The sequence below is a fragment of the Streptomyces sp. NPDC015144 genome (assembly GCF_043079735.1).
Taxonomy (GTDB): Bacteria; Actinomycetota; Actinomycetes; order Streptomycetales; family Streptomycetaceae; genus Streptomyces.
This window is the reverse complement of record NZ_JBIBUU010000003.1, coordinates 210,822-228,209: the sequence shown is the minus strand read 5'-3', so window position 1 is coordinate 228,209 and position 17,388 is coordinate 210,822. Positions and strand designations below refer to the sequence as shown.

The 17,388-nt window shown below is 73.1% G+C and carries 14 protein-coding genes; 7 read left to right on the top strand and 7 right to left on the bottom strand.

The genetic code is table 11. The features are described from left to right. The first annotated feature begins 249 nt into the window (after positions 1–249). A complete protein-coding gene (locus ACF08W_RS07660) occupies positions 250–1,713 on the top strand; it encodes a hypothetical protein (protein WP_392278750.1) in 1,464 nt (487 codons plus the stop codon). Positions 1,714–1,805: 92 nt separating this feature from the next. Here the strand turns inward: ACF08W_RS07660 and erpA are convergent, their stop codons facing one another. Then, the gene (gene erpA, locus ACF08W_RS07655) at positions 1,806–2,162 is read right to left on the bottom strand and encodes an iron-sulfur cluster insertion protein ErpA (protein WP_189540679.1); all 357 of its coding nucleotides are present in this window, start codon (positions 2,160–2,162) and stop codon (positions 1,806–1,808) included. Between the two features lie 269 nt (positions 2,163–2,431). Here erpA and nadA point away from each other — a divergent pair, with 269 nt between their 5' ends. After that, positions 2,432–3,640, top strand: a complete 1,209-nt coding sequence (nadA, locus tag ACF08W_RS07650; protein ID WP_352280372.1) for a quinolinate synthase NadA — start codon at positions 2,432–2,434, stop codon at positions 3,638–3,640. 167 nt (positions 3,641–3,807) lie between these two features. Beyond that, positions 3,808–5,958, top strand: a complete 2,151-nt coding sequence (locus tag ACF08W_RS07645; RefSeq protein WP_392278749.1) for a tetratricopeptide repeat protein — start codon at positions 3,808–3,810, stop codon at positions 5,956–5,958. A gap of 177 nt (positions 5,959–6,135) precedes the next feature. Here ACF08W_RS07645 and ACF08W_RS07640 read toward each other — a convergent pair whose 3' ends face one another. The 5 genes from ACF08W_RS07640 to ACF08W_RS07620 all read right to left on the bottom strand — a co-directional run bounded on the left by ACF08W_RS07640 (position 6,136) and on the right by ACF08W_RS07620 (position 12,734). Further along, positions 6,136–9,282 (bottom strand): efflux RND transporter permease subunit, encoded by a 3,147-nt coding sequence (locus ACF08W_RS07640; RefSeq protein ID WP_392278748.1) that lies wholly within the window; start codon positions 9,280–9,282, stop codon positions 6,136–6,138. 255 nt (positions 9,283–9,537) lie between these two features. Beyond that, positions 9,538–10,251, bottom strand: coding sequence for a response regulator transcription factor (locus ACF08W_RS07635; RefSeq protein WP_352280375.1), 714 nt, complete (start codon positions 10,249–10,251; stop codon positions 9,538–9,540). After that, complete coding sequence (locus ACF08W_RS07630) at positions 10,248–11,516, bottom strand: sensor histidine kinase (RefSeq protein WP_385205141.1); 1,269 nt, start codon at positions 11,514–11,516, stop codon at positions 10,248–10,250. The genes ACF08W_RS07635 and ACF08W_RS07630 overlap by 4 nt, the downstream gene beginning before the upstream one ends. A gap of 146 nt (positions 11,517–11,662) precedes the next feature. Beyond that, a complete protein-coding gene (locus tag ACF08W_RS07625; protein WP_352280377.1) occupies positions 11,663–11,941 on the bottom strand; it encodes a hypothetical protein in 279 nt (92 codons plus the stop codon). 10 nt (positions 11,942–11,951) lie between these two features. Beyond that, the gene (locus ACF08W_RS07620; RefSeq protein ID WP_352280378.1) at positions 11,952–12,734 is read right to left on the bottom strand and encodes a PspA/IM30 family protein; all 783 of its coding nucleotides are present in this window, start codon (positions 12,732–12,734) and stop codon (positions 11,952–11,954) included. Positions 12,735–13,006: 272 nt separating this feature from the next. Here ACF08W_RS07620 and ACF08W_RS07615 point away from each other — a divergent pair, with 272 nt between their 5' ends. From ACF08W_RS07615 to ACF08W_RS07605, 3 genes are all read left to right on the top strand, one after another. Further along, on the top strand, positions 13,007–13,606 hold the full coding sequence (locus tag ACF08W_RS07615; protein ID WP_352280379.1) for a DUF3043 domain-containing protein: 600 nt from the start codon (positions 13,007–13,009) through the stop codon (positions 13,604–13,606). 146 nt (positions 13,607–13,752) lie between these two features. Next, entirely contained in the window at positions 13,753–14,460 is a 708-nt protein-coding gene (locus ACF08W_RS07610; protein WP_352280406.1) for a methyltransferase domain-containing protein, read from the top strand. 115 nt (positions 14,461–14,575) lie between these two features. Next, on the top strand, positions 14,576–15,706 hold the full coding sequence (locus ACF08W_RS07605; protein ID WP_385205134.1) for a S1C family serine protease: 1,131 nt from the start codon (positions 14,576–14,578) through the stop codon (positions 15,704–15,706). A gap of 48 nt (positions 15,707–15,754) precedes the next feature. Here the strand turns inward: ACF08W_RS07605 and ACF08W_RS07600 are convergent, their stop codons facing one another. Next, positions 15,755–15,964 carry a hypothetical protein gene (locus ACF08W_RS07600; RefSeq protein WP_352280381.1) on the bottom strand — a complete coding sequence of 70 codons (210 nt, stop codon included), beginning with the start codon at positions 15,962–15,964 and terminating at the stop codon, positions 15,755–15,757. Between the two features lie 126 nt (positions 15,965–16,090). Here ACF08W_RS07600 and ACF08W_RS07595 point away from each other — a divergent pair, with 126 nt between their 5' ends. Continuing rightward, complete coding sequence (locus tag ACF08W_RS07595) at positions 16,091–17,293, top strand: bifunctional adenosylcobinamide kinase/adenosylcobinamide-phosphate guanylyltransferase (protein ID WP_392278747.1); 1,203 nt, start codon at positions 16,091–16,093, stop codon at positions 17,291–17,293. Positions 17,294–17,388: the final 95 nt, after the last annotated feature.

Sequence of the window (17,388 nt, the reverse complement as noted above, 5' to 3'; positions counted from 1 at the left end):
GTCCCGCCTCCACGGGGTCACCGGTCCGGCCGCCTCCGCCCGGGGGTTAGCCGGGGGGGGGGGCGCCCCCCCCGCCCCCCCCCCCCCCCCCCCCCTCCCCCGCCCGTCGAGGGCCCCCGCCGCACCGCCGTGGAACCGTCCGCGCCGCTGCCCCGTCCCACTGCCGTCCCCGGACACCTCGGGGGCCGACCCACGGGCCGGGCGACGGCGCGTGACGGTCGTCGTACGTCAGGTGAAGGAGCGGATCCGGTGAGCACCGAGCGACCCGACAACGATGTGACCGGCCCCCGGCGGCGTTCGCCGCTCGCCGTGGCCTCGGTGGCGGCGGCCGTCCTGCTGGCCGGAGGCGGTGGGGCGTACTGGGCCGCGACGGCGGCCGACAACGGCGGCGCCGGATCCGGCAGCGGTGCGGACGCGGGCGGGCGGGCCGACCCGCCCCCGCTGGCCCTGGACGGGCCGGCCCGTACCGGCTCCGACACACCGCCCGAGGGCGCCTCGCGCGGCATCGCGCCCGGCGAGCCCGACCCGAGCGGCGGCCGGACGCTCTACCGCGCCTCCGGTGAGCTGCCCGACGGCCCGCGCACGGCCGCCGTGCGGCGGGCGGCCGGGACGGTATCGGCCGCCGAGGTGGCCCGGCTGGCGAAGGCCCTGGGCCTGGCGGGCGCTCCGCAGGAGGAGGCCACGTACTGGAAGGTGGGGTCCGAGGGCGACGGGACGGGTCCGGTCCTCCGGGTGGAGAAGCGGGCCCCGGGCACCTGGAGCTTCGCCCGCTACGGCTCGGGCGGAACGGACAACTGCAAGAAGGGCGCGACCTGTTCGGGCGGGCAGCAGTCCCCGGACGGCGGCGCCTCCCCGGTGAGCGCGAGCGCCGCACGGGCCGCCGCGGCCCCCGTCCTGAGGGCGACCGGGCAGGACGGCGCCGCCCTGGACACCCGCCAGCTCATGGGGTCCGTACGCGTGGTGAACGCCGACCCGACCGTGGACGGCCTGCCCACCTACGGCTGGTCGACCGGCATCCAGGTGGGCCCGGCCGGCCACGTGGTGGGCGGCAGCGGGCACGTGAAGGGCCTGGAGAAGGGCGACAGCTATCCGGTGATCGGCGCGGACGAGGCGCTGGCGGAGCTGAACGGCCCGGAGCCCCGCAGGAGCGCGGGCGGCTGCGCCGACCCCGTACCGACGGCGGACGGCAAGGCGCACTGCGGGGCGCTGACCGGGGCGGAGCCGTCGAAGGCCGCGGCCATGACGGTGGAGAAGGCGGTGTTCGGCCTGTCGGCGCAGTACGTGGCGGGCCGGCAGATGCTCGTGCCGTCCTGGCTCTTCTCGGTGCGCCCGGCCGCGGGTGGGGCGGCCAGCACGGTGGCGCAGGTCGCGGTGGAGCCCTCGTACCTGGCGAGGAACGCGCCCTCGACGGGGTCGGCGGTGCCCACTCCCCCGGGCAACGCGGCGAAGGGGCAGCGGCAGTCGCTGTCGTACCGGGCCGAGGGGCGGGAGCTGTCGGTGACGTTCTGGGGCGGGGTGTGCAGTACGTACACCGCGAGCGCGACCGAGACCGCGGACACCGTGACGGTGGAGATCGCGGAGTCAGCGCAGCCGGGGAAGCAGGCCTGCGTCATGGTCGCCAAGGAACTGACCCGGACGGTGACGCTCAAGGCCCCGCTGGGTGACCGGAAGGTCGTCGACGCCGTCTCGGGCGGCGAGGTGCCCCGGGGCTGAACGGGCGAAGCAACGACGACGGCGGCGGTCCCGGTTTCCGGGAACCGCCGCCGTCGTCGTTGCCGCTTCGATCGCTCCGGCCGGCCGGTGGCTCAGCTGAAGGAGTCGCCGCAGGCGCAGGAGCCGGTGGCGTTGGGGTTGTCGATCGTGAAGCCCTGCTTCTCGATGGTGTCGACGAAGTCGATGGAGGCGCCGCCCAGGTAGGGGGCGCTCATCCGGTCGGTGACGACCTTGACGCCGTCGAAGTCCTTCACCACGTCACCGTCGAGCGAGCGCTCGTCGAAGAAGAGCTGGTAGCGCAGGCCGGAGCAGCCGCCGGGCTGGACGGCGACGCGCAGCGCCAGGTCGTCGCGGCCTTCCTGCTCCAGCAGGCTCTTGACCTTGGCTGCGGCGGCGTCGGACAGGAGGATGCCGTCGCTCACGGTGGTGGTCTCGTCCGATACGGACATCTGCTTCTCTCCCGGGTTGTGTGGAGACTGCTTGCCGACGTTGCAACCGTCGGCACCGCGGATTCATTCCGGGCCGAGCGCTTGCCTGCCCTTTCATGCTCGCACACCGGCCCGCCGAGGGGATGCGTCACATCGACGCTATGGACATCGTCAAAGTGACGTGAAACGGATATGATAGATAGCGTCAATTAGACGAAAAGCATGCGGAGCTCCACGGCACCGCAGAAGCCCTCAGCAAGACCCAGCGGATTTTCAGCAGAGAAGAAAGGGTGCGTGACGTGACCACGGCCCACCCCGTCCAGGACCTCGACGTCCAGCCGACGCCCCTCGCCCTGCTCCTGCTCGGCCGGGAGGCCGACCCCAGGAGCGAGCGCGGCGTCGAGTGCCCCGGCGACCTGCCCTCCCCGTCCGACCCGGACCTGGTGGAGCGCGCCCGCGCGGCCAAGGAGAAGCTCGGGGACAAGGTCTTCGTCCTGGGCCACCACTACCAGCGTGACGAGGTCATCCAGTTCGCCGACGTCACCGGTGACTCGTTCAAGCTCGCCCGCGACGCCGCGGCGCGGCCGGAGGCCGAGTACATCGTCTTCTGCGGTGTCCACTTCATGGCGGAGTCGGCGGACATCCTGACCACCGATGCCCAGAAGGTCGTGCTCCCCGACCTGGCGGCGGGCTGCTCGATGGCCGACATGGCCACCGCCGAGCAGGTCGCCGAGTGCTGGGACGTGCTGGCCGACGCCGGGATCGCCGAGCAGGTCGTGCCGGTCGCGTACATGAACTCCTCCGCCGACATCAAGTCCTTCACCGGGCGGCACGGCGGCACGATCTGCACCTCCTCCAACGCCAAGCGGGCGCTGGAGTGGGCCTTCGAGCAGAAGGAGCCCTCGGAGGCCAAGGTCCTCTTCCTGCCCGACCAGCACCTGGGCCGGAACACCGCCGTCCGCGACATGGGCATGTCGCTGGAGGACTGCGTCGTCTACAACCCGCACAAGCCGGGCGGCGGCCTGACCGCCGAGGAGCTGCGCGGCGCGAAGATGATCCTCTGGCGCGGGCACTGCTCGGTGCACGGCCGGTTCTCGGTGCAGTCGGTCGACGACGTGCGCGAGCGGATACCGGGCGTCAACGTGCTGGTGCACCCCGAGTGCAAGCACGAGGTCGTGGCGGCGGCGGACTACGTCGGCTCGACCGAGTACATCATCAAGGCCCTGGAGGCGGCCCCGGCCGGCTCGAAGTGGGCGATCGGCACCGAGCTGAACCTGGTCCGCCGCCTGGCGAACCGTTTCGCCGCCGAGGACAAGGAGATCGTCTTCCTCGACCGGACGGTCTGCTTCTGCTCGACGATGAACCGGATCGACCTGCCGCACCTGGTGTGGACGCTGGAGTCGCTGGCGGAGGGCACCCTCGTCAACCGGATCGAGGTCGACCCCGAGACGGAGAAGTACGCCAAGCTCGCGCTGGAGCGGATGCTGGCGCTGCCGTAGCGCACCGGGCCCCGGCGGGCGGGGCGGGCCGCTCCCGCCCGCCCGCCGGGGCCGGGGCTCCCGCCCCCCGTATACCGGCAAAGCGGCCCGTACCCCGACGTCATTCGGGAGTGGCACATTCGAGGAATCTCCTGCCGGGCCGGACCATCCCCTTGCACAATCGCCCCATGGAAAGTCCCTACGCCGGAGATCATGAGAAGGCCCTCGCCACCGCGCGGGAGGCGGTCCTCGTCCAACGCGAACTCGCCGCACAGCAACCGGATGTGCTCCGGCCCGAACTGGCCGCCGCCCTCGGCACCCTGTCGGACCGGCTCGCCGACGCGGGCGACCCGGAGGGCGCGCTCGCCCCGGCGCAGGAGTGTGCCCGGCTGTACGCCAGACTCGCCGTGGGTGATCCCGAAGCGTTCAAGGCCGTCCTCGCGCTGTCCCTGGACACCCTGGCCAACCGGACGGCGGCCACGGGGGACGGGGACACCGCCGCGCAGTTCGCGGGCGAAGCCGTGCGGCTCCAGCGGGAGTTGGCCGCGGACCACCGGAGCGCGACGCTGCTCCCCCTGGCCCGGTTCCTCCGCAACTCCGCCGCGCATCACGCCTCTTCCACCGGATCCGCCGCCGCGCTGCCCCTCATCGAGGAGGCGGTCGGCATCTTCCAGCGGATCGTGTCGGAGGACCCGGCCCCGGACCCGCTCCGCCCCGAACTGGCCGCCGCGCTGAACGTCCTCGGGACGCATCGCGCGCACGTCGGCGACGTCTCGGGAGCGCTCGACGCCACGCGACGGGCCCTCGCCGTCCACCGCGATCTCGCCGCCGGCCGGCCGGACGCCTTCCGCCCCGAACTGGCCGGCACCCTCAGCAACCTCGCCGGCTGCCTCAACGACGCCGGCGACCCCGGGGCGGGGCGGCAGGCGGCGGAGGAGGCCGTCGCCCTCCACCGCGAGCTGGCCGCGCGGAACCCCGCCGCGTACCGCCCCGCCCTCGCCACCTCGCTCGACGCGCTCGCACGGAGCCTCGCCGGTTCCGGGGACCCGGAGGAGGCGCTGGCACCGGCGGAGGAGGCCGTCCGGATCCTGCGCGAACTCTCCGCCGGACAGGACGGGGTCGTCCCGCCGGAACTGGCCCGGGCCCTCCTCGGTCTCAGTGGCCACCGGGGGCTGGCCCACGACGACGAGGGCGCCGTGGGCGCGGCGCGGGAGGCGCTCGCGGCCTATCGCTCGCTGGCGCTGAGGCTCCCCGACGCCTTCGGGGACTCCTTGGTCGCCGCGGTCACCGCCCTGTCCGGGGCGCTCGTCCGTACCGACGACCAGGCGTCGGCGGTCCGGGCGTTCGACGAGACGGTGGCGGAGTTCGCCCCCGTCCACCCCGCCGTCGCCCGGCGTCTTCGCGTGGAGCGGAGCATCTTCCTGCTGAACCTCCCCGGCCCCCGGGCCGCCACCGGAATGCGCGAACTCGCGGCCTTCCTCGGCAGCGACGACGCATCGGACCCCGTGACCGTGCGGGCCCGGCGGGCGCTCCGTGCCCACGGCGACATCGAGGCCGTGAGCACGGCGTGGAAGGAGGAGACCTTCGCTCCCGTTCCCGCCTGGCTCACCCTGTCGCCGGAGACGCTGGAGGTCGTCGGTTCCTGGATGTTCGCGCCCGACTGGCCCCATTCACGCGACATCTGGTCCCGGAACGCCGAGGTGCTCGGCGGCGAGGAGGCGGCGACGGCCCTGGAGGAGCTGGCCTGCCTGGACCTTCGCACCGCCCACCGGCACGCCATGCTCCGCGAGGCCGTCCTCGTGTACGGCGTGACCGCGGCGTACGACCCGCTGATCCTCGCCGAACAGCTGGCGGTGTGGATGGACTGTGCCGACTGGGCGGAGTCGCGGGCCTTCCTGGAGGAGAACCCCCGCCTCCTCCAGGCCCACCCGCCCGAGACCACCTCTCTCGCCCACGTCGCGGTCCTCGCCGTGGCCCGCGACGAGGGGCTGGACGCCGCGTACCGCCTGGTCGAGGACCGTGCCGCCCTTCAGGCGTACGTGGAGCGGGCGTTGGCGGCCGGGGACGGCAACGCCCTGATGCACGCGGCGGCCGTCGAGGGGCAGGTCTTCGACGACAAGCTGTCCTCCCTCACCCACGCGCAGGCCGGGATGGTGCTCTCCGGGGTCACCGAAGGCATCGAGCCGAGCGATCTGGCCGTGCTCCTCCCCCGCGCCCCCGAGGAGATCCGCGTCCGGCTGCTGGAGGAGATCCAGGACCTCGGCGTCCGGTACGCCCAGCCGCACGGGGAATCGTGGCTCCGGATCGCCGAGGTCCTCACCGGCTCCGCGGCCGGATGACCGGTACCGGCCGGGCCCTGCCGGGCTCGGCCCCGGGTCCGGCACGACCGGTCGGCTCCGTCGCCTCGCTCAGGCGGTGAGGGCGCCGCGCAGCACGAACGGCCTGTCCCCGCTTCCGCGTGGGACAGGCCGTTCGGGTTTCTCGAGGGTCCTTCGGTGGGACCCCGGGAAGGACCGCTACACGCCCGAGGGCTCCGCTTCGCGGATCTCCTCGGCCGGGGCGGCGGGCGGGCCCGCCTTCTTCTCCCGCTTGGCCGCCTTCTTCTTCGCGCGGCGTTCCTTGCGGAGCTCGACCATCGCGTAGAGCGTCGGGACCAGGAGCAGGGTCAGCAGCGTCGACGTGATGAGTCCGCCGATCACGACCACCGCGAGCGGCTGCGAGATGAAGCCGCCCTCGCCGGTGACCCCGAGGGCCATCGGGAGCAGGGCGAAGACCGTGGCGAGCGCGGTCATCAGGATCGGGCGGAGGCGGTGGCGGCCGCCCTCGACGACGGCTTCGACGACGCCCATGCCCTGGGCGCGGTACTGGTTGATCAGGTCGATCAGCACGATCGCGTTGGTCACCACGATGCCGATCAGCATCAGCATGCCGATCATCGCCGGGATGCCCATCGGGGTGCCGGTGGCGACCAGCAGGCCGATCGCGCCGGTGGCCGCGAACGGGATGGAGACCAGCAGGATCAGCGGCTGGATCAGCGACTTGAAGGTGGCCACGAGCAGCATGAAGACGATCGCGATCGCCGCCAGCATGGCGAGGCCGAGCTTCAGGAAGGCGTCGTTCTGGTCCTCCGAGACGCCGCCGATGGTGACGGTGGCGCCGTCCGGGAGCTTCAGCGAGTCGATCCTCTTCTGGAGGTCCATGCTGACGGCGCCGGTGTTGTCGCTGGTGGGCCGGGCGGTGATGGTCGCGGCGCGCTGTCCGTCGATCCGGGTCATCGAGACCGGGCCGGGGACGAGTGCGACGTCGGCGACCTGGCCCAGCCTGACCGGGCCGAGCGGGAGCTTCTTCAGCTCGGCCAGGGTGGTGGCGGGGTGGGCGGACCTGACGACGATGTCGCGCTCGGTGTCGTCCATGACGGCCTTGCCGGCCGGGGTGCCGCGTACCGCTCCGGCGACGGCCGCGCCGAGGGCGGTCTGGTCGAGACCGGCTTCGGCGGCCTTGGGCGTGGCCTTGACGGAGATGCGCGGGACGCTCTGGGCGAGGTCGCTCTGGACGTCGGTGACGTCCTTGATCCCGGCGACCTCCTTGCGTACCGCCTCGGACGCCTTCTTCAGGACGTCCGCGTCGGAGGCCTTCACGACGACGCTGAGGTCCTGGCTGCCGAAGCCGTCGCCCGCGGAGATGGTGGTGTCGCCGATGCCGTCGAGCGCGGCGAGGGACTTCTCGATGCGGTCCTGGACGGCCTCGAACTCGCCCGAGTCCTTCAGGGTGATCTGGTACGACGCCTGGTTGGCGCCGGTGCCGCCGCCGAAGGCCGCCATGAAGCCGGACGAGCCGACGGTGACCTGGTAGTCCTTGACGCCCTTGTCGTCGGCGAGGACCTTCTCGACCTTCTTCGCCGCTTCGTCGGCCGCCGCCAGGCTGGTGCCGGGCGTCAGCTTCTGCTTGATGGAGAGGACTTCCTGCTCGCCCTGGTCGAAGAAGTTCGTCTTCAGCAGCGGGGCCATGCCGAAGGTGCCGAAGAGGACCACGAAGGCGATGACGATGCTGGTGATCCGGCGCCGGGTCGCGAAGCGTAGGACCGGGACGTACAGCCGCTGGAGCCGGCTGCGGGCCTCCTTCTCCTCCGCCTGGCGGCGGGCCTCGTCCGGGTCCTCTACGGTGCCCTTCGGGGCGCGCAGGAACCAGAACGAGAGGACCGGGACCACCGTCAGCGAGACCAGCAGGGAGGCCAGCAGGGCCGCCGTGACGGTCAGCGAGAACGAGCCGAACAGCTCGCCGACCATGCCGCCGACGAGGCCGATCGGGAGGAAGACGGCGACCGTGGTGAGGGTGGAGGAGGTGACCGCCCCGGCCACTTCCTTCACCGCGGTGATGATCGCGGACTGGCGCTCCTCGCCGTAGCCGAGGTGGCGCTTGATGTTCTCCAGGACCACGATCGAGTCGTCGACGACGCGGCCGATCGCGATGGTCAGCGCGCCCAGGGTGAGCATGTTGAGCGAGAGGTCACGGGTCCAGAGCACGATCAGCGCGAGGACCACGGAGAGCGGGATGGAGACCGCGGTGACCAGAGTCGAGCGCAGCGAGGCGAGGAAGACCAGGATCACGATGACCGCGAAGACCAGCCCGAGCGCGCCCTCGGTGGTGAGGCCGGAGATGGCCTTGGAGACGGCGGGGCCCTGGTCGGTGACGACGGTCAGCTCGGCACCGGAGCCGAGCTGCTTGCGCAGCTCGGGCAGCTTGTCCTTGACCGCGTCGGAGATGGCGACGGCGCTGCCGTCCTTGTCCATCGTGGCCATCACGGCGAGGCTCGGGCGGCCGTTGGTGCGGGTGAGGGCGACCGCGTCGGCCTCCTCCTGCTTCACCGTGGCGACGTCACCGAGGCGGACCGGCTTCCCGGCCTTGCCGGTGGCCGCGTCCTTGCCGGCGACCCGCAGGTCCTCGATCTGCTTCAGGGAGGTGAAGGCGGAGCCGACCTGGACGGTGCGGCTCTTGCCGGACTCGGCGAAGGAGCCGGCGGGGACGGTCGCGCCGGCCGACTGGAGCGCCTGGGCGAGCGTCATCGCGTTCAGCCCGGCGGCGGCGAGCTTCTTGTCGTCGGGGGTGACGGAGACGCGGAGGTCGCGCACACCGTCGACGGTGACCTGGCCGACGCCGTCGATGTTCTCCAGGGCGGGGACGACCGTGCGGTCCAGCTGGCCGGCGAGGGCCTGCTGGTCCTTGTCGGAGGTGACGGCGAGGACGACGGCCGGGATGTCGTCCGTCGAACCGGCGATGACCTGCGGGTCGACGTCGCCGGGAAGCTGGGAGCGGGCGCGGTTCACCGCCTGCTGGATGTCGGCGACGAGCTGCTTCGTGCCTTCCGAACCGAAGTCGAAGGTCGCCATGATGACGGCGCTGCCCTCGCTGGCGGTCGAGGTGACTCCGGTGACGCCGTCGACCGCCTTGAGGGAGTTCTCCAGCGGTTCGACGACCTGCTTCTCGACCACGTCGGGGGACGCGCCCGGGTAGGGGGCGAGGACCGACACCATCGGAAGCTCGATGGTCGGCAGCAGCTGCTGCTTGAGCTGCGGTATCGCGATCGCCCCGAACACGAGCGCGACGATCGAGATCAGTCCGATCAGGGCCCGTTGCGCGAGGCTGAATCTGGACAGCCAGGACATGGGTGAGGTCTCTCTTCTGTGGCGTGCGCGGCAGGTGGGAAGCTGACTCGGAGGGCGGAACCGGCCCATGACGCATGTGTCAGGCACCCACTCATACGATCTCCTGCCGATCGGGGTGCGGGCGTCGGCCCCAGGTCGCTTTCTTACGCCGCGCATACCGCAGGTGGAGTACGCCGTCTCTCCACCCCCCACCCCAGCGCGGGCGGCCGTGCGCCCGCCCCCGGGTGGCGTCCCTCTCCACCCCTGGGTGGTGCGTCACTCCGTCCTGGGGCGCACCAGCCCGGATTCGTAGGCGATGACCACCAGTTGGGCCCGGTCCCTGGCCCCGACCTTCGCCATCGCCCGGTTCACATGGGTCTTGACGGTGAGCGGGCTGACCGCGAGCCGTTCGGCGATCTCGTCGTTGGAGTGGCCGCCGGCCACCAGGACGAGCACCTCGCGTTCGCGGCCGGTGAGCGCGGCGATCCGCCCGGAGAACTCCGCGGTGCTCGGGCCCTCCTCCTCCGGACTGCCGCCCTGGGCGAGGAAGGTGGCGATCAGCCCCTTGGTGGCGGCCGGGGAGAGCAGGGCCTCGCCGCCCGCCGCGATCCGGATGGCGTTGAGCAGTTCCTCGGGTTCCGCGCCCTTGCCGAGGAAGCCGGAGGCCCCGGCGCGCAGCGACTGGACCACGTACTCGTCCACCTCGAAGGTGGTGAGCATGACGACCCGTACGCCGGACAGCTCCGGGTCCGCGCTGATCATGCGGGTCGCGGCGAGGCCGTCCGTACCGGGCATCCGGATGTCCATCAGCACCACGTCGGCGCCGGCCGACCGGGCCAGCTCCACGGCCTGGGCGCCGTCCGCCGCCTCTCCGACCACCTCCATGTCGGGCTCGGAGTCGACCAGCACCCGGAACGCGCTGCGCAGCAGGGCCTGGTCGTCGACGAGCAGCACCCTGATGGGCGCCGCGGTGTCGCTGGGCGGTGTCATGTGTTCTCCCCCGTCCGGCCCGCCGTGCCCTCCTGCCCGGACTCCGCGGTGCGGGCCTCGACGGGCAGGATGGCATGGACCCGGAAGCCGCCTCCGTAGCGGGGTCCGGCGGTCAGGGTGCCGCCGAGCGCGGTGACGCGTTCCCGCATCCCGAGCAGGCCGTGGCCGCCGCCGGAACCGTCCTGTGCCGCCGACCCGTCGGTGCCGGAGCCGTTGTCGAGAACCGTTATCTCGGCCGTGGAGCCGACCCGTACGACGCTCACCTCGGCCCTGGCGCCGGGGCCCGCGTGCTTGCGGACGTTGGTGAGCGCCTCCTGGACGACCCGGTACGCGGCCAGGTCGACGGCGGCGGGGAGCGGGGGCCGGTGGTCGGCGCCGACCACCTTCACGGGGAGTCCGGCCCGGCGGACGGTGTCGACCAGGGTGTCGAGCACGGCGAGCCCGGGGGCGGGTTCGGTCGGTGCCTCCGGGTCGCCGGACTGGCGCAGCAGCCCCACGGTGGCCCGCAGTTCGTCCAGGGCGGAGCGGCTGGCCTCGCGGACGTGGGCCAGCGCCTCCTTGGCCTGGTCGGGGCGGCGGTCCATGACGTGGGCGGCGACCCCGGCCTGCACGTTGACCAGGGCGATGTGGTGGGCGACGACGTCGTGGAGGTCGCGGGCGATCCGCAGTCGCTCCTCGGCGACCCGCCGCCGGGCCTCCTCGTCGCGGGTGCGTTCGGCGCGTTCGGCGCGTTCCCGGATGGCGTCGATGAAGGCGCGCCGGGAGCGGACGGCGTCCCCGGCGGCGCAGGCCAGCCCGGTCCAGGCGAAGACCCCGAAGTTCTCCTGGCTGTACCAGGGGGCCGGGCCGAAGAGCATCGCCGTGCCGGTCAGCGCGGCCATCGTGAGCACACCGACCCGCCAGGTGGTGGGCCGGTCGGTGCGGGCGGCGACGGAGAACAGGGCGATGACCGTGCTCATGACGACGGGTGCGGGCGGGTCGAAGCGCAGCAGCTCGACGACGGTCAGCGCGGTGGTGACCGCGAGCACCGGCAGCGGCCGACGGCGCCGCCAGATGAGCGCCACGGCCCCGGCCACCATGAGCAGCAGGCTGGTCGCCGCGGGCGGACGGGTGGCGAGGTCGAGCCCGTCCCGCCGGCCGGGGTGGACGAACGAGCCGATGATCATGGCGACCAGTACGGCCAGTGCCAGGGCGGCGTCGAGCGCGAGGGGGTGGCCGCGCAGCCAGTTCCGCAGGCGCGGGCCCCGGGTTCCGAGGGTGGTCACGTCGGACCACGTTACGGCGTGCCGTCCGAACGTCCTCGCGGGTCCCGTGCTTCCGTACGCGGTCGGGGTCGCCCCCGCGACGCACCCGTGCCCCGTGTCCGGCGGACCGGGCACGGGGCACGAAGGAGTGTGGAGGCGTCCCGGTGTCAGCCGGGGATGAGGCCGTCGTCGCTGAGCATGGCGCGCACCTCGTCGAGGGTCGCGTCGGGTGACGGGAGGATCAGCTCGGACGGCTCCAGGGCGTCGTCCGGCAGAGCCGTGCCGAGTTCGCGCACCCGGGCCAGGAGCGCGTGGAGGGTGGCGCGGAAGCCGGGTCCGTCACCGCTCTCCACCTCGGCGAGCAGTTCGTCGTCGAGCTTGCCCAGCTCGGCGAGATGACTGTCGGCCAGGGCGACCTGGCCCTCCCCCATGATCCGTACGATCATGACCGTCGCCTCAGCTCTTGTCGAACCTGTGGGGGGACTGCGAGGACTGGCGCTGGGCGGCGTCCTGCGGTCCTCCCTCGATCGCCTGCTGCGGGGTCGAGCCGCCGGCCAGCTCGGCCTTCATGCGCTGGAGCTCCAGCTCCACGTCCGAGCCGCCGGAGATCCGGTCCAGCTCGGCGGCGATGTCGTCCTTCGCCGTGCCGGTCGGGTCGTCCAGGGCGCCGGAGGCGAGCAGCTCGTCGATGGCACCGGCGCGGGCCTGGAGCTGCTGGGTCTTGTCCTCGGCCCGCTGGATCGCGAGGCCGACGTCGCCCATCTCCTCGGAGATGCCGGAGAACGCCTCGCCGATCCGGGTCTGCGCCTGGGCGGCGGTGTACGTGGCCTTGATCGTCTCCTTCTTCGTACGGAAGGCGTCGACCTTGGCCTGGAGGCGCTGGGCGGCGAGCGTGAGCTTCTCCTCCTCGCCCTGCAGCGTGGAGTGCTGCGTCTCCAGGTCGGTGACCTGCTGCTGGAGCGCGGCGCGCCGGGAGAGCGCCTCGCGGGCCAGGTCCTCGCGGCCGAGCGCGAGCGCCTTGCGGCCCTGGTCCTCCAGCTTGGCGGACTGGCCCTGCAACTGGTTCAGCTGCAGCTCCAGCCGCTTGCGCGAGGTCGCCACGTCGGCGACGCCGCGGCGTACCTTCTGAAGCAGCTCCAGCTGCTTCTGGTACGAGTAATCGAGGGTCTCGCGCGGATCCTCGGCCCGGTCAAGGGCCTTGTTTGCCTTCGCGCGGAAGATCATCCCCATACGCTTCATGACACCGCTCATGGGCTTCGCGCGCCCCCTTCTGACGGACTGGGCTCCAGCACTCCAACAGAACCCACACTACGGGTCCTGCCTCTATTACCGCACTGTTCGAGCACGGATGTGCTCCTCCCCAAGAACGACTGCGCCTGGTCACCGCTCCGGCCCAGGGAGTAGGAGGGGAGTCCCGGACACCCGGGTACACCGGGCAGGACGCGGGCCGTTGCCGGATCGTTCCCGACCGGTCTGGGGTCGTCGCGATCGAACCCGTACCCTTGGACCTTGTGTTCCGTAGCCGTTCGAAGGAAGAGAAGGCGCCCACCGGCAAGGTGACGGCCGACCTCTCCAAGCAGCCCCGCGACCCGCAGGCTCCCAAGGGTCGCCCCACCCCCAAGCGCAGCGACGCCCAGTCGCAGCGCCGTCGCGCCTCCAGTGGCGCGCCGCTCGACCGCAAGGAGGCGATGCGGCGGCAGCGGGAAGCGCGCCGTGCGGACCTGGCCAAGCAGCGCGAGGCGCTCTCCAACGGGGACGAGCGGTATCTGCCGGCCCGTGACAAGGGGCCGGTGCGGCGCTTCGTCCGCAACTACGTGGACTCGCGCTTCTGCGTCGCGGAGTTCTTCCTGCCGCTGGCCGTGATGATCCTGATCCTCAGCGTGATCCAGGTGCAGAACATCCAGACGATCTCGCTGCTGCTCTGGCTCGTCGTGATCGTGCTGATCGTGCTCGACTCGATCGGTCTCTCGATCCGGCTGAGGAAGCAGCTCAGGGAGCGCTTCCCCGACACCCCCAAGCGCGGCGCGGTCGCCTACGGCCTCATGCGCACGCTCCAGATGCGTCGCCTCCGGCTGCCCAAGCCGCAGGTCAAGCGGGGAGAGCGGCCCTGAGTACGCACATCTCCGGCCCGGTCGGCGGTCCCTCCGCCGACCGGCCGGACGATGCCCCGCCGGTTCCCGTCAGCGGCTTCACCGGGGCCTCCTCGGTGTGGCTGAAGGGGCTCGGCGGGTTGCGCAACACCGTCCGCCAGGAGCTGGTGGCCCGCCAGCTCGACGAGCAGATAGCCGCCCGCTTCCCGGTGGGGCAGCGGCTGCGGGTCCTCGACGTGGGCACCGGCCAGGGCACCCAGGCGCTGCGCCTGGCGCGGGCCGGGCACACGGTGACCGGCCTGGAGTCCGACCCCGAGATGCTGCGGGTGGCCCGGGAGGCGCTCGGCGGCGAGCCGGCCGGTATCCGCGAGCGGGTCCGGCTGATCGAGGGCGACGGCCTGGACACCGGGGTGCACTTCCTGCCCGGCAGCTTCGACGTGGTGCTCTGCCACGGGGTGCTGATGTACGTGCGGGACCGGGACGCGATGCTGGCGGGGCTGGCCCGGATGCTGGCCCCGGGCGGGCTGCTGTCGCTGCTGGTGCGGAACGCGGACGCGCTGGCGATGCGCCCGGGGACCGCCGGGGACTGGGACGCGGCGCTGGCCGCCTTCGACTCGGACACGTACACCAACCGGCTGGGCCTCGATGTGCGGGCCGACCGGCTGGAGGCCCTGACGGCCACCCTCGCCGGGATCGCGGCGCCGCTGCACGCCTGGTACGGGGTGCGCGTCTTCACGGACAACGTGAGCAACGACGTGGAGCTCCCGGCCGCCGCCGAGCTGGAGCAGGTCCTGGCCGCGGAGGACCGGGCCGGGCGGACCGACCCGTACCGCCGGGTCGCCGCGCTGCTGCACCTGTGCGGGGTACGGGGCTGAGCCCGGCCGCCGCCCGGGGCGGTGCGGCCGTACCCGACGGGCCGTATCCGTCAGGTCCTACCCGACAGGCCGTATCCAGCGGGCCGAAGTCGCGGCCGAACGCGACAATCCAGACATGGATGCATCCCTCACGCTCCGCCGTGCCCGACGGCTGCTGCCGCCCCTGACCGCCGGTCTCTGCGCCCTCGCCCTGGTGAGCGGCTGCTCGGGCACGTCCTCCGGTCCGTCGGCGACCTCGGCCGCGTCGCGGACGGCGGCCGGCCGCGCGGACTCCGGCGCTTCGCGGACCGGGGCCGAGGCCGCGGCCACCCCGTCCCAGGCCCTCACCGACCTGCAGAACGACTACCAGGCCGTGATCAAGAACGTGCTGCCGTCGGTCGTGCAGATCGAGGCGTCCGGCGGGCTGGGCTCGGGCGTCGTCTACGACTCCAAGGGCCATGTCGTCACCAACGCCCATGTGGTCGGCAGCGCGAAGAAGTTCAAGGTCACCGTCGCCACCGGGGAGAAGGTGGTGAGCGCCTCGCTGGTGTCCGCCTACCCGGAGCAGGATCTGGCCGTGATCAAGCTCGACCAGGTGCCGGACGGGCTCAGGCCCGCGAAGTTCGGCGACTCGGCGAAGGTCGAGGTGGGGCAGATCGTGCTGGCGATGGGCTCGCCGCTCGGGCTGTCCTCCAGCGTCACCCAGGGCATCGTCTCGGCGCTCGGCCGGACCGTCAGCGAGAGCCGGGCGGGCGGCGGCACCGGCGCGACGATCGCGAACATGGTGCAGACCTCGGCCGCGATCAACCCGGGCAACAGCGGGGGTGCGCTGGTCAACCTGGACAGCGAGGTGATCGGCATCCCGACCCTGGCGGCCACCGACCCGGACCTGGGCGGCAGCGCCGCGCCCGGCATCGGGTTCGCGATCCCGGTGTCGATGGTGAAGACGGTGGCGGACCAGATCATCAGGACCGGCCGGGTCACCGACTCGGGCCGGGCGGCCCTGGACATCACCGGGCGCACGGTCGTCGACGACAACTACCAGCCGGCCGGGGTCGCGCTGGTGAGCGTCGCGCGGGACGGCGCGGCCGACAAGGCGGGACTGCGCCCCGGTGACATCGTCACCAAGCTGGGCGACCGGCCGGTCACCACGATCACCTCGCTCCAGGAGGCGCTCGCCGCCGACAAGCCGGGCGAGAAGGTGACGGTGACCTATCTGCGCGAGGGCGCGGAACGGACCGCGAAGGTCACCCTGGGCGAGATCTAGATCCCGACCGTCCCGGTCCCCCGACTAAGGGGCCGGGACGGTACCGGGTCAGCCCTGGTCGGCGCTGAGGCTCATGGGGCCGTAGATCTTCGTCGCATCCTCGAAGAGCGTCACCTGTTCCGCCCCGCCGTCGAGGAGTTCCTTCCAGTACTCACCGATCCAGGACTCGGCGTCGCCCTGGGTGGTGAACTCCTCCGGCTGGAGGGCCGGCTCCGTCTCCGTACCGTCGGACTTCTCGAACCGCCACGTCCACGCCATGTCCGCCTCCTGAAGTCATTTCGCTGTCCCGCAGCCTAGTGCCTGGGGCGGCCGGGCGGACCGGGTCCGTCCGGCCGGAAGGCCCCAGGTCGCGCACCGTGCGCGCGTACGCGGGAGGATCGTCTCGTGGAACTGACTCTGCTCGGCACCGGAGCCCCCGACGGGCTGCCGCGGCCCGAATGTCCCTGCGCCGCCTGTGCCGCCGCCCGTGGGCCGGGGGCGCGGGCGGCGACCGCGCTGCTGGTCGACGGCGCGCTGCTGCTCGATCTGACCCCGGGCGCCGGGTTCGCCGCGGCCCGTGCGGGTCACTCGCTCGGCGGGGTGCGTCAGGTGCTGCTCACCCATCCGCACGACGGCCCGGCCGTGGAGCTGCCCGCCGGGCTGCCGCCGGCCGGCCGGGTGCCGGACGGGCGGGAGCTGACGCTGATCAGCGGGCACCGGGTGCGGGCGGTGCCGATGGACGCGCCGGGTACCGGGTACGAGGTCGTGGGGCCGGAGGGTTCCCGGCTGCTGTACCTGCCCCGGGCGGCCGCGCCCGCCGGGCTGCCGGAGCGGGTCGCGGAGCCGTACGACATGGTGGTCGGCGACGTGGTGGGGCGGCCGGACGCGGTGGCGCGGCTGCGGGCCGCCGGGGCGGTCGGCCCGGCCACCGGGATCGTCGCCGTGCACCTGGACCACGACGCGCCGCCCGGCGCCGAGCTGGAGCGGCGGCTCGCCGCGGCCGGGGCGCGGGCCGTGCCGGACGGGACGACGCTGGTGGTGGGCGGGGACGCGGCGGCCCCCGCGGTGCCCCGGCGCACGCTGGTGACGGGCGGGGCCAGGTCCGGCAAGTCGGTGGAGGCGGAGCGGCGGCTGGAGACCTTCCCCGAGGTGGTGTACGTGGCGACCGGCGGGGACCGGGAGGGGGACGCCGAGTGGGCGGCCCGGGTCGGGCTGCACCGGGAGCGGCGGCCGGCCGTCTGGCGGACCGAGGAGACCTGTGAGCTGGCGGAGCTGCTGACGGCGGACGGTCCGCCGCTGCTGATCGACTGCCTGTCGCTCTGGCTGACCGACGCGATGGACCGGGTGGGCGCCTGGGACGACGCGGTGTGGGCGGGCGGCGGCGAGGCGGCGCTGCGGGAGCGGACGGGCGAGCTGGTGGCGGCGGTGCGGGCCACCCGCCGCACGGTCGTCGCCGTCACCAACGAGACCGGTTCGGGGGTGGTGCCCGCGACGGCCGCCGGGCGGCGGTTCCGGGACGAGCTGGGCCGGCTGAACGCGGCGGTCGCCGGGGAGTGCGAGCAGGTGCTGCTGGTGGTGGCCGGGCAGGTGCTGACGCTGCGCGGCTGAGCCCGCGCGGGCGCGGTGAGCGGGTGGCGGAGGGAAGACCTCGCTCCGGGCGGGTGCCGGAAGGGCTGCGGGTACTGTTCCGCAGTGAGCCCGCC

Bases quoted from the DNA above. Each gene is read 5' to 3' on its own strand.
- ACF08W_RS07645 (WP_392278749.1), top strand. From the start codon at position 3,808: ATGGAAAGTCCCTACGCCGGAGATCATGAGAAGGCCCTCGCCACCGCG.
- ACF08W_RS07620 (WP_352280378.1), bottom strand. From the start codon at position 12,734: ATGAAGCGTATGGGGATGATCTTCCGCGCGAAGGCAAACAAGGCCCTT.
- ACF08W_RS07635 (WP_352280375.1), bottom strand. From the start codon at position 10,251: ATGACACCGCCCAGCGACACCGCGGCGCCCATCAGGGTGCTGCTCGTC.
- ACF08W_RS07600 (WP_352280381.1), bottom strand. From the start codon at position 15,964: ATGGCGTGGACGTGGCGGTTCGAGAAGTCCGACGGTACGGAGACGGAG.
- ACF08W_RS07625 (WP_352280377.1), bottom strand. From the start codon at position 11,941: ATGATCGTACGGATCATGGGGGAGGGCCAGGTCGCCCTGGCCGACAGT.
- erpA (WP_189540679.1), bottom strand. From the start codon at position 2,162: ATGTCCGTATCGGACGAGACCACCACCGTGAGCGACGGCATCCTCCTG.
- ACF08W_RS07640 (WP_392278748.1), bottom strand. From the start codon at position 9,282: ATGTCCTGGCTGTCCAGATTCAGCCTCGCGCAACGGGCCCTGATCGGA.
- ACF08W_RS07605 (WP_385205134.1), top strand. From the start codon at position 14,576: ATGGATGCATCCCTCACGCTCCGCCGTGCCCGACGGCTGCTGCCGCCC.